Annotated in this window: 10 protein-coding genes and 6 pseudogenes; 8 read left to right on the top strand and 8 right to left on the bottom strand. The window is 62.3% G+C overall.

Annotation, left to right across the window (positions count from 1 at the left end):
• Positions 1–742 (top strand): helicase-related protein (locus QOC89_RS09780; protein ID WP_323044824.1); only part of this gene is annotated, 742 nt, incomplete at its 5' end.
• 41 nt (positions 743–783) lie between these two features.
• Here the strand turns inward: QOC89_RS09780 and QOC89_RS09775 are convergent.
• The 4 genes and pseudogenes from QOC89_RS09775 to QOC89_RS09760 all read right to left on the bottom strand — a co-directional run.
• Positions 784–1,308 carry a hypothetical protein gene (locus tag QOC89_RS09775; protein ID WP_323044825.1) on the bottom strand — a complete coding sequence of 175 codons (525 nt, stop codon included), beginning with the start codon at positions 1,306–1,308 and terminating at the stop codon, positions 784–786.
• Between the two features lie 129 nt (positions 1,309–1,437).
• On the bottom strand, positions 1,438–2,265 hold the full coding sequence (locus QOC89_RS09770; protein WP_179734258.1) for a ferritin-like domain-containing protein: 828 nt from the start codon (positions 2,263–2,265) through the stop codon (positions 1,438–1,440).
• A 333-nt stretch (positions 2,266–2,598) separates the two neighbouring features.
• Positions 2,599–2,790: pseudogene (locus QOC89_RS09765) on the bottom strand (MFS transporter); the annotation flags it as partial.
• A 331-nt stretch (positions 2,791–3,121) separates the two neighbouring features.
• Positions 3,122–3,651 (bottom strand): annotated as a pseudogene (locus QOC89_RS09760) (gamma-glutamyltransferase); the annotation flags it as partial.
• A 165-nt stretch (positions 3,652–3,816) separates the two neighbouring features.
• On the opposite strand from QOC89_RS09760, the gene QOC89_RS09755 reads away from it, so the two are divergent.
• The 3 genes and pseudogenes from QOC89_RS09755 to QOC89_RS09745 all read left to right on the top strand — a co-directional run.
• Positions 3,817–4,596, top strand: a complete 780-nt coding sequence (locus QOC89_RS09755; protein ID WP_179734264.1) for a DeoR/GlpR family DNA-binding transcription regulator — start codon at positions 3,817–3,819, stop codon at positions 4,594–4,596.
• Between the two features lie 318 nt (positions 4,597–4,914).
• Positions 4,915–5,112, top strand: coding sequence for a hypothetical protein (locus QOC89_RS09750; RefSeq protein ID WP_179734266.1), 198 nt, complete (start codon positions 4,915–4,917; stop codon positions 5,110–5,112).
• Positions 5,113–5,319: 207 nt separating this feature from the next.
• A pseudogene (locus QOC89_RS09745) lies at positions 5,320–5,676 on the top strand (TetR/AcrR family transcriptional regulator); the annotation flags it as partial.
• Positions 5,677–5,766: 90 nt separating this feature from the next.
• Here QOC89_RS09745 and QOC89_RS09740 read toward each other — a convergent pair.
• The 3 genes and pseudogenes from QOC89_RS09740 to QOC89_RS09730 all read right to left on the bottom strand — a co-directional run.
• Positions 5,767–6,075, bottom strand: a pseudogene (locus QOC89_RS09740) (TetR/AcrR family transcriptional regulator); the annotation flags it as partial.
• 255 nt (positions 6,076–6,330) lie between these two features.
• Positions 6,331–6,528 (bottom strand): hypothetical protein, encoded by a 198-nt coding sequence (locus QOC89_RS09735; RefSeq protein WP_179734266.1) that lies wholly within the window; start codon positions 6,526–6,528, stop codon positions 6,331–6,333.
• 318 nt (positions 6,529–6,846) lie between these two features.
• Positions 6,847–7,626, bottom strand: a complete 780-nt coding sequence (locus tag QOC89_RS09730) for a DeoR/GlpR family DNA-binding transcription regulator (protein ID WP_179734264.1) — start codon at positions 7,624–7,626, stop codon at positions 6,847–6,849.
• 165 nt (positions 7,627–7,791) lie between these two features.
• Between QOC89_RS09730 and QOC89_RS09725 the strand changes: the two are divergent.
• The 4 genes and pseudogenes from QOC89_RS09725 to QOC89_RS09710 all read left to right on the top strand — a co-directional run.
• Positions 7,792–8,321 (top strand): annotated as a pseudogene (locus tag QOC89_RS09725) (gamma-glutamyltransferase); the annotation flags it as partial.
• Between the two features lie 331 nt (positions 8,322–8,652).
• A pseudogene (locus QOC89_RS09720) lies at positions 8,653–8,844 on the top strand (MFS transporter); the annotation flags it as partial.
• Positions 8,845–9,177: 333 nt separating this feature from the next.
• A complete protein-coding gene (locus QOC89_RS09715) occupies positions 9,178–10,005 on the top strand; it encodes a ferritin-like domain-containing protein (protein ID WP_179734258.1) in 828 nt (275 codons plus the stop codon).
• 129 nt (positions 10,006–10,134) lie between these two features.
• Complete coding sequence (locus tag QOC89_RS09710; RefSeq protein ID WP_323044825.1) at positions 10,135–10,659, top strand: hypothetical protein; 525 nt, start codon at positions 10,135–10,137, stop codon at positions 10,657–10,659.
• A gap of 41 nt (positions 10,660–10,700) precedes the next feature.
• Here the strand turns inward: QOC89_RS09710 and QOC89_RS09705 are convergent.
• Positions 10,701–11,442: helicase-related protein (locus QOC89_RS09705; RefSeq protein ID WP_323044824.1), on the bottom strand; the 742-nt coding region annotated here is incomplete at its 5' end.

Below are 11,442 nucleotides of genomic sequence, written 5' to 3'. Positions count from 1 at the left end.
GAGCCAGTCGGCTCGTACGCGCGCGCTCGCCGAGTTCAAGGACGGCACGCTGCAAGTGCTGGTCGCCACGGATATCGCCGCACGCGGCATCGATATCGATCAGCTGCCGCACGTGGTCAACTACGATTTGCCGAACGTGCCGGAAGATTACGTGCACCGCATCGGCCGCACGGGTCGTGCTGGCGCGACGGGTGAAGCGATCTCGCTGGTGTGCGTCGACGAACTCCAGCTGCTGAAGGACATTGAGAAGCTGATCAAGCGTCCGGTGCCGCAGGAAGTGATCGCCGGTTTCGAACCGGATCCGACTGCCAAGCCGGAGCCGATTCTGCGCCGTGGTCAAGGCGGCGGTGGCGGCGGTGGTGGACGCGCGCCGCGCCAGGCTCAAGGTGCGCCGAAGCGCGAGGGTGGCCAGCGGGAAAGCGGCCGTCGCGAGGGCGCGTCGCCTTCCGCGAAGCCGGCGCAGCGTTCGGGTCAGCGTCCGGCGAATGGTCAGCAGCAGCCGAAGCCGCAAGGCGCCAAGCCGGCCGGCAACGGCGGCCAGCCGCGCCGCGACGGCCAGCGTCATGACGGTCAGCCGCGTGCAGCCGCGCACGAAGGCAGCGCCGCGCAACATGCACCGCGCAAGCCGCAGGCCGCCAAGCCGCAAGGCGGCAATCCGGGTGCTCTGCTGGGTGGCGCAAAGCCGCGCAACGACGCGCCGCGTGGCGGCCAACCGACGCGCAGCGGCCAACGCGGCCGTTAAGCTTTAAGCCCTGCCTGCCCGCTAGCCGTGGTCCCAGCAGACTAACGGCTAGCCGCGGCGGCGGCTTGCTTCAGGTGCTCGATCTGCCGTTCCCATCGTTCGAGCACCACCTTCCCCTCCTGTTCCAGTTCAAACGTAATGCCGCTCGTCAGGCGCGCATAACGCACGCTTTGCGCCTCCCCTGTGTCGATCGAACCGATCAGGTACACGAGGCCGCTATCATCGCCTGCCACGGCTGGTAGTGGCGTCAAACGCAATTGCACCTGATAGAACGCCTCGTCGCAGACGAACGTCAGCGCGGCCCGGCCGCTTTGCGCGATCACACGCGCCGCCCGGGCCTGCGGCCACAACGCAATGCATAACGCGCGCGAATCCGGCGCGTACAACTCGCCGACGCCGAGCAGCGACGTGCGCAGATGGCCGTTCGCGTCGACGGTGAGCAGCGACGCGGTGAACCCCGTCTTGCTCGCCAACGACGACCCGTCAAAAAGCGCACGGACCGCGTCGGGCCATTCGTCAAAAACGTGTTGTTCAAGCGGGCGTTCAGATGCGGGGGAGTCGCTCATCGTCTGGGTCCGGTCAGTAACTGATTGCGATAGTCGCAAACATCAATCATGCCTCGAAAAACGAATGGCCCGCACAAGCGGGCCATTCGTTTTCGTCTCTATCCGCGCCGCGGTTTCAGCGGAAAAACATCAGCGAAAGAATACGTGCTGCGTGATCTTGGCGAGCGGGTAATGCACGCCCGGCTGAATCCTTGCCGGCAGATCGAGCGGCTTGAGCAGCATCTTCACGCACATGTCCGCCGACAGATTGCGCCGCACCAGCGCATTGATGCGCGCCGCACGCTCCCGGTTATAAGCCGAATCGTGCACGCGTTCCGGATACCGAATCGCGAAAACATGGCGCAACGCGATCTCCGAGTCTTCGTTCTTGATTTCAATCACGCGGCGCATCAACGCGCCGAGAACCGCAAGGCGGCCATTGCCTTCAATCTTGTTGTACTTCTTGAAGAACTTGAAAAAGTGCTTGTAGTGACGGACTTCGTCTGTGCGGATGTTGTCGGTGATCTGCTTGAGCACCGGCTCGTCCGAACATTCGCCGATCGCGCGGTATAACGTGGCGGTGCCCGTTTCCACCACACAGCGGGCGACCATCTCGAGCGCGCGGGTCTTTTCGAAGTCTTCGACCGAACAGGTCAGCGAATACTCTTCCATGAAATCGCGGAACGCGGTGTCCCAATCGAACTCAGGCCAGACGTAGGCGATATAGGTCTTGAGCGCCCGGCCGTGCTGCATTTCTTCCGGCTCCCATTCCTGGTTGAGCCAGGCCGAAACTTCCGGGTCGCCGTCGAAGAAGGTGCTCAGATTGCTGGTGTACAGATCGGTACCGCTTTCGATAAACGAAGCGGCGCACAACAGAAGCAGCAGGTCTTCGTTAGCGACGGCCTTCTGGCGATCTATGCGGGTGAGGTCGATATCCTCGATCCGCCAGGGCATCACATGGTTCAGCTCAGTGTGCATTGTGTCTTTGCTCCGAAAGCTGTATCGACTCGTGGAGCGCGCTCGAAACCGCCCGCTATCGCAAGGACGGTCCGCCGTGTCAGATACAGCGCCTTGAATTAGAGTTAACCCCGTGTATCTTGCATCTTAGCCGGTGTTTCACAACTCTGCAGGTACCCCAGCACAGACCATGCGGCTCTGCCGCAGTTCCAGTCTCGCGGTAGTCAAATCCTTCGGTTGGTTACAAGCGAGTACGCAAGGCATAAAAAAAGCCAGCTCGATAAGCTGGCTTTGGCTTGAACAGAGGGTGCGGATCAAGTGGAGCAAGGTTCGCGGCGCGGCACAACGGCCGCCCCACTCGTCGTGCATCGGGAAAAATTCTTTCGCGATGATGGTCGCGAAGTAGCCGTAGACCAGAAAGTCGAACCACTCGAGCGCATTACCGATCGACGACGAAAACACGATCCGCCGCACCATCGCTTTGGAAAGCGGTGCGGACGTGGAATGAGGGGAAGCTGTCGCGGATTGCGACGCGGGGGTGTTCATGATGTCTCCTGCGCTGCCTGATGCTAGTTATGCTGAATACGCTGAATACGCTGAATACGCTGAATACGCTGAATACGCACGCGGCGCGTGGTGCGTGGCTATCGCGCGCAGTTCTTTCAGCGGCGCACGATGCCTGCCTTTTAATTGCGTTGCGGGACACCGGCCGTGGGTGCGTCGAATTGCCGTCGCCCCGAATGCCGGTATATCCGGATGCCCAAGCGCCGGGATGCCTGGACCCCCGGCCCCCTGCGCCGCACGCCGCATCGCCTATGACGCAGCGCGAAGCGCGGCGGCCGCACGGCCGCCGCCGCGCGCGCCTCGTCCGAGTCGTTTAAAACCCGGCTGCCAGTCCGTCGCGGCGGCTGTCGCTCGCCGCCACATAGCCGCGCTCCGGATCGTTACGGTCGAGCTTCCAGATGTACTGGCCGGAGCCGAAGTCCATATACGGATCGTCGACCGACTTGATCGTGTGGCCCAGTTTCTGCAGCGCCGCAGCGGTCTTCGGATCGAGCGTCGATTCGATATCGATCGTGAAGTCGCGATTGATCTTCCAGCGCGGCGCATCGCAGGCGGCCTGCGGTTGCTGACCTAGTCGAGCATGCGCACGATCGATTGCAGATGGCCTTGCGGTTGCATATCGCCGCCCATCACGCCAAAGCTCATCACCGCTTCCTGCTTGCCGTCCACCTGCTGCGTGAGGAACGACGGGATGATGGTGTGGAACGGCCGCTTGCCGCCTTCCACCACGTTGGGCGACTTCGGGTCCATCGAGAAGCCGCAGCCGCGGTTCTGCATCGCGATGCCGCTGTCCGGCACCACGATGCCCGAGCCGAAGCCCATGCGCGAATAATCTGAATGGATCGCTGCACGGTCCTCGTGGATGCGAACCCATGACGCACGAGTCGACAGACAAGACGTGCGATGGTCTTACAATACGCTCACCCTCGTTCACGCCGTATCCGTTTGCCGGGCCAGCCTCTCGTGCCGGCAGCGGGCAGCGCCGATAAAACCCACGACCCGAGACACATGACCCGAGACCCCCGCCTGACTCTCAATGCCCGGCAACAGGAACTGCTGGAGTGGGTGCAACGCGACGGCTTCGTGACCGTGGACGACCTCGCGGCCCACTTCGACGTGACGCCGCAGACGATCCGCCGCGACGTCAACTGGCTCGCCGACATGAACCTGTTGCGCCGCTATCACGGTGGCGCCAGTCTGCCGACCAGCTCCGAGAACGTTTCGTATACGGCGCGTCAGCGCATGTTCCACGACGAGAAGCGGCGCATTGCGACGCTAGTGGCCACTCACATTCCCGACCAGGCTTCCCTCTTCATCAACCTCGGCACGACCACCGAGGAAGTCGCACGGGCGCTCAACCGGCATCGCGGCCTGCGCGTGATCACCAACAATCTGAACGTCGCCAGCATGATGAGCGGCTATCCGGATTGCGAAGTGCTGGTGACGGGCGGCATCGTGCGACCTTGGGACAAGGGCATTGTCGGCGAACTGGCCATCGACTTCATCCGGCAGTTCAGAGTGGACTTCGCGATCATCGGTACTTCGAGTATCGAAACGGACGGCACGCTGCGCGATTTCGATACCCGCGAAGTGCGCGTGGCCGAGGCGATCATCCAGCATGCGCGCACGGTGTTTCTCGCCGCCGACAACTCCAAATTCGGCCGCCCGGCGCTCGTCCGCCAAGGTCATCTCGACCAGATCGACGCACTTTTCACCGACGCCGCGCCGCCCGCCGAGATGAACGAAACGCTCGCCGCCGCCAACTGCCAGGTGTATGTCGCCGAGTAATTCCAAACGCATCCCAGGCGACTTAGGCCATGTTGCAGCGCACGCGAAACTTCGAGTGAAATCAAGGATCTTGCCCCGGCTCCAAACCGCCTCAGCGGGCCTCAATTGTCAAAGGGAAAATTTACTGGGGCCCATTTGGTGTTTGACGGGCGTTTGACTACACTCCAGTTCCCCGGCGTCGTTCCGCGGTACGCGGAGTGCCGGTAGCGTGAACCTGTCGTGATAGCCGTACCTCCCGCCTGATCCTTTTGCGGACTTCACTGGCATCTGGCCAGTCGCCGGCAAGGCCGTCCGCGTTTGCTTGACATGGAGAGAACGATGCTGAGTCCGCATGAATTCGCCACGTTGTTGCTCGTCAAGGACGCCCCCAATCAAGTCGACATGGAGCGACAAGAACTCGACGCACTGCTGGAACGCCAGCTCGTGCAACTCGAACGGCTTGCGTCCGGCAACGAACAATGGCGCGTGACAGAAACCGGCGACAGCGCACTCCGGGCTATCAAGCGTCTCTCCTAGTACTACGGCTACGGGTACGCCGGGCTTCGAAACCGGCGACCGGCAGCATGACGGCGCGCTGCGCAGTGGTACCTAGGCACGCGCTGAGGTCTTTCTAGCTGCCGCATATTTTTTTATCAAGCTAGGCGGCCGCGCAAAACGGCCGCTTTATTGTGCCCAGGTGATTTACACAGTAAATTGACGCGACGGACCTTTTACCCTTCGCGCATGCCAAAAACACTCTCGTCCGACGACATCCAGCAGTTTCGCGAAGCCATGCGGCGCGTGGCCGAAAACGCGTTCGCCACGCGCGGCGCACAAGGCGTGACGATGCGCGAACTGGCCAAGGAGCTGGGTTGCAGCGCGATGACGCCCTATCGCTACTTCCGCGACAAAGACGAAATCCTTGCGATGGTCCGCGCCGCCGCATTCAACCGCTTTGCGGCGCGGCTCGAAGCAGCGGCGCAACGGGCGCCCGCGACCGATCACTCGATCGTCAGCGACGCCTACGTGGCGTTCGCACTCGACGAGCCGCACGCCTACCGCCTGATGTTCGATCTGACGCAGCCGGACGCCGCCTACCCGGAACTCACGGCTGCGTCGCAGCGTGCGTGGCAGTTGCTCGAAGTGCACTTCGAGCAACTGCCACGCACGCTGCGACGCAGCCGTGAGTTCCGGGTAGGCGGCGTCCGGCTGCGTCAGATCGAACATCAGGCGGTAGGCGTGCGGCTCGTCGAGTGCGAACGCCACGTAGGCGTCGCTGACGATCGAGTGATCGGTCGCGGGCGCCCGTTGCGCCGCTGCTTCGAGCCGCGCCGCAAAGCGGTTGAATGCGGCGGCGCGGACCATCGCAAGGATTTCGTCTTTGTCGCGGAAGTAGCGATAGGGCGTCATCGCGCTGCAACCCAGCTCCTTGGCCAGTTCGCGCATCGTCACGCCTTGTGCGCCGCGCGTGGCGAACGCGTTTTCGGCCACGCGCCGCATGGCTTCGCGAAACTGCTGGATGTCGTCGGACGAGAGTGTTTTTGGCATGCGCGAAGGGTAAAAGGTCCGTCGCGTCAATTTACTGTGTAAATCACCTGGGCACAATAAAGCGGCCGTTTTGCGCGGCCGCCTAGCTTGATAAAAAAATATGCGGCAGCTAGAAAGACCTCAGCGCGTGCCTAGGTACCACTGCGCAGCGCGCCGTCATGCTGCCGGTCGCCGGTTTCGAAGCCCGGCGTACCCGTAGCCGTAGTACTAGGAGAGACGCTTGATAGCCCGGAGTGCGCTGTCGCCGGTTTCTGTCACGCGCCATTGTTCGTTGCCGGACGCAAGCCGTTCGAGTTGCACGAGCTGGCGTTCCAGCAGTGCGTCGAGTTCTTGTCGCTCCATGTCGACTTGATTGGGGGCGTCCTTGACGAGCAACAACGTGGCGAATTCATGCGGACTCAGCATCGTTCTCTCCATGTCAAGCAAACGCGGACGGCCTTGCCGGCGACTGGCCAGATGCCAGTGAAGTCCGCAAAAGGATCAGGCGGGAGGTACGGCTATCACGACAGGTTCACGCTACCGGCACTCCGCGTACCGCGGAACGACGCCGGGGAACTGGAGTGTAGTCAAACGCCCGTCAAACACCAAATGGGCCCCAGTAAATTTTCCCTTTGACAATTGAGGCCCGCTGAGGCGGTTTGGAGCCGGGGCAAGATCCTTGATTTCACTCGAAGTTTCGCGTGCGCTGCAACATGGCCTAAGTCGCCTGGGATGCGTTTGGAATTACTCGGCGACATACACCTGGCAGTTGGCGGCGGCGAGCGTTTCGTTCATCTCGGCGGGCGGCGCGGCGTCGGTGAAAAGTGCGTCGATCTGGTCGAGATGACCTTGGCGGACGAGCGCCGGGCGGCCGAATTTGGAGTTGTCGGCGGCGAGAAACACCGTGCGCGCATGCTGGATGATCGCCTCGGCCACGCGCACTTCGCGGGTATCGAAATCGCGCAGCGTGCCGTCCGTTTCGATACTCGAAGTACCGATGATCGCGAAGTCCACTCTGAACTGCCGGATGAAGTCGATGGCCAGTTCGCCGACAATGCCCTTGTCCCAAGGTCGCACGATGCCGCCCGTCACCAGCACTTCGCAATCCGGATAGCCGCTCATCATGCTGGCGACGTTCAGATTGTTGGTGATCACGCGCAGGCCGCGATGCCGGTTGAGCGCCCGTGCGACTTCCTCGGTGGTCGTGCCGAGGTTGATGAAGAGGGAAGCCTGGTCGGGAATGTGAGTGGCCACTAGCGTCGCAATGCGCCGCTTCTCGTCGTGGAACATGCGCTGACGCGCCGTATACGAAACGTTCTCGGAGCTGGTCGGCAGACTGGCGCCACCGTGATAGCGGCGCAACAGGTTCATGTCGGCGAGCCAGTTGACGTCGCGGCGGATCGTCTGCGGCGTCACGTCGAAGTGGGCCGCGAGGTCGTCCACGGTCACGAAGCCGTCGCGTTGCACCCACTCCAGCAGTTCCTGTTGCCGGGCATTGAGAGTCAGGCGGGGGTCTCGGGTCATGTGTCTCGGGTCGTGGGTTTTATCGGCGCTGCCCGCTGCCGGCACGAGAGGCTGGCCCGGCAAACGGATACGGCGTGAACGAGGGTGAGCGTATTGTAAGACCATCGCACGTCTTGTCTGTCGACTCGTGCGTCATGGGTTCGCATCCACGAGGACCGTGCAGCGATCCATTCAGATTATTCGCGCATGGGCTTCGGCTCGGGCATCGTGGTGCCGGACAGCGGCATCGCGATGCAGAACCGCGGCTGCGGCTTCTCGATGGACCCGAAGTCGCCCAACGTGGTGGAAGGCGGCAAGCGGCCGTTCCACACCATCATCCCGTCGTTCCTCACGCAGCAGGTGGACGGCAAGCAGGAAGCGGTGATGAGCTTTGGCGTGATGGGCGGCGATATGCAACCGCAAGGCCATCTGCAATCGATCGTGCGCATGCTCGACTAGGTCAGCAACCGCAGGCCGCCTGCGATGCGCCGCGCTGGAAGATCAATCGCGACTTCACGATCGATATCGAATCGACGCTCGATCCGAAGACCGCTGCGGCGCTGCAGAAACTGGGCCACACGATCAAGTCGGTCGACGATCCGTATATGGACTTCGGCTCCGGCCAGTACATCTGGAAGCTCGACCGTAACGATCCGGAGCGCGGCTATGTGGCGGCGAGCGACAGCCGCCGCGACGGACTGGCAGCCGGGTTTTAAACGACTCGGACGAGGCGCGCGCGGCGGCGGCCGTGCGGCCGCCGCGCTTCGCGCTGCGTCATAGGCGATGCGGCGTGCGGCGCAGGGGGCCGGGGGTCCAGGCATCCCGGCGCTTGGGCATCCGGATATACCGGCATTCGGGGCGACGGCAATTCGACGCACCCACGGCCGGTGTCCCGCAACGCAATTAAAAGGCAGGCATCGTGCGCCGCTGAAAGAACTGCGCGCGATAGCCACGCACCACGCGCCGCGTGCGTATTCAGCGTATTCAGCGTATTCAGCGTATTCAGCGTATTCAGCATAACTAGCATCAGGCAGCGCAGGAGACATCATGAACACCCCCGCGTCGCAATCCGCGACAGCTTCCCCTCATTCCACGTCCGCACCGCTTTCCAAAGCGATGGTGCGGCGGATCGTGTTTTCGTCGTCGATCGGTAATGCGCTCGAGTGGTTCGACTTTCTGGTCTACGGCTACTTCGCGACCATCATCGCGAAAGAATTTTTCCCGATGCACGACGAGTGGGGCGGCCGTTGTGCCGCGCCGCGAACCTTGCTCCACTTGATCCGCACCCTCTGTTCAAGCCAAAGCCAGCTTATCGAGCTGGCTTTTTTTATGCCTTGCGTACTCGCTTGTAACCAACCGAAGGATTTGACTACCGCGAGACTGGAACTGCGGCAGAGCCGCATGGTCTGTGCTGGGGTACCTGCAGAGTTGTGAAACACCGGCTAAGATGCAAGATACACGGGGTTAACTCTAATTCAAGGCGCTGTATCTGACACGGCGGACCGTCCTTGCGATAGCGGGCGGTTTCGAGCGCGCTCCACGAGTCGATACAGCTTTCGGAGCAAAGACACAATGCACACTGAGCTGAACCATGTGATGCCCTGGCGGATCGAGGATATCGACCTCACCCGCATAGATCGCCAGAAGGCCGTCGCTAACGAAGACCTGCTGCTTCTGTTGTGCGCCGCTTCGTTTATCGAAAGCGGTACCGATCTGTACACCAGCAATCTGAGCACCTTCTTCGACGGCGACCCGGAAGTTTCGGCCTGGCTCAACCAGGAATGGGAGCCGGAAGAAATGCAGCACGGCCGGGCGCTCAAGACCTATATCGCCTACGTCTGGCCTGAGTTCGATTGGGACACCGCGTTCCGCGATTTCATGGAAGAGTATTCGCTGACCTGTTCGGTCGAAGACTTCGAAAAGACCCGCGCGCTCGAGATGGTCGCCCGCTGTGTGGTGGAAACGGGCACCGCCACGTTATACCGCGCGATCGGCGAATGTTCGGACGAGCCGGTGCTCAAGCAGATCACCGACAACATCCGCACAGACGAAGTCCGTCACTACAAGCACTTTTTCAAGTTCTTCAAGAAGTACAACAAGATTGAAGGCAATGGCCGCCTTGCGGTTCTCGGCGCGTTGATGCGCCGCGTGATTGAAATCAAGAACGAAGACTCGGAGATCGCGTTGCGCCATGTTTTCGCGATTCGGTATCCGGAACGCGTGCACGATTCGGCTTATAACCGGGAGCGTGCGGCGCGCATCAATGCGCTGGTGCGGCGCAATCTGTCGGCGGACATGTGCGTGAAGATGCTGCTCAAGCCGCTCGATCTGCCGGCAAGGATTCAGCCGGGCGTGCATTACCCGCTCGCCAAGATCACGCAGCACGTATTCTTTCGCTGATGTTTTTCCGCTGAAACCGCGGCGCGGATAGAGACGAAAACGAATGGCCCGCTTGTGCGGGCCATTCGTTTTTCGAGGCATGATTGATGTTTGCGACTATCGCAATCAGTTACTGACCGGACCCAGACGATGAGCGACTCCCCCGCATCTGAACGCCCGCTTGAACAACACGTTTTTGACGAATGGCCCGACGCGGTCCGTGCGCTTTTTGACGGGTCGTCGTTGGCGAGCAAGACGGGGTTCACCGCGTCGCTGCTCACCGTCGACGCGAACGGCCATCTGCGCACGTCGCTGCTCGGCGTCGGCGAGTTGTACGCGCCGGATTCGCGCGCGTTATGCATTGCGTTGTGGCCGCAGGCCCGGGCGGCGCGTGTGATCGCGCAAAGCGGCCGGGCCGCGCTGACGTTCGTCTGCGACGAGGCGTTCTATCAGGTGCAATTGCGTTTGACGCCACTACCAGCCGTGGCAGGCGATGATAGCGGCCTCGTGTACCTGATCGGTTCGATCGACACAGGGGAGGCGCAAAGCGTGCGTTATGCGCGCCTGACGAGCGGCATTACGTTTGAACTGGAACAGGAGGGGAAGGTGGTGCTCGAACGATGGGAACGGCAGATCGAGCACCTGAAGCAAGCCGCCGCCGCGGCTAGCCGTTAGTCTGCTGGGACCACGGCTAGCGGGCAGGCAGGGCTTAAAGCTTAACGGCCGCGTTGGCCGCTGCGCGTCGGTTGGCCGCCACGCGGCGCGTCGTTGCGCGGCTTTGCGCCACCCAGCAGAGCACCCGGATTGCCGCCTTGCGGCTTGGCGGCCTGCGGCTTGCGCGGTGCATGTTGCGCGGCGCTGCCTTCGTGCGCGGCTGCACGCGGCTGACCGTCATGACGCTGGCCGTCGCGGCGCGGCTGGCCGCCGTTGCCGGCCGGCTTGGCGCCTTGCGGCTTCGGCTGCTGCTGACCATTCGCCGGACGCTGACCCGAACGCTGCGCCGGCTTCGCGGAAGGCGACGCGCCCTCGCGACGGCCGCTTTCCCGCTGGCCACCCTCGCGCTTCGGCGCACCTTGAGCCTGGCGCGGCGCGCGTCCACCACCGCCGCCACCGCCGCCTTGACCACGGCGCAGAATCGGCTCCGGCTTGGCAGTCGGATCCGGTTCGAAACCGGCGATCACTTCCTGCGGCACCGGACGCTTGATCAGCTTCTCAATGTCCTTCAGCAGCTGGAGTTCGTCGACGCACACCAGCGAGATCGCTTCACCCGTCGCGCCAGCACGACCCGTGCGGCCGATGCGGTGCACGTAATCTTCCGGCACGTTCGGCAAATCGTAGTTGACCACGTGCGGCAGCTGATCGATATCGATGCCGCGTGCGGCGATATCCGTGGCGACCAGCACTTGCAGCGTGCCGTCCTTGAACTCGGCGAGCGCGCGCGTACGAGCCGACTGGCTC

The sequence above is a fragment of the Paraburkholderia sp. genome, from assembly GCF_034668105.1.
Classification (GTDB): domain Bacteria; phylum Pseudomonadota; class Gammaproteobacteria; order Burkholderiales; family Burkholderiaceae; genus Paraburkholderia.
The sequence above is the reverse complement of the archived record's forward strand: the minus strand, read 5'-3'. Positions and strand labels throughout refer to the sequence as shown.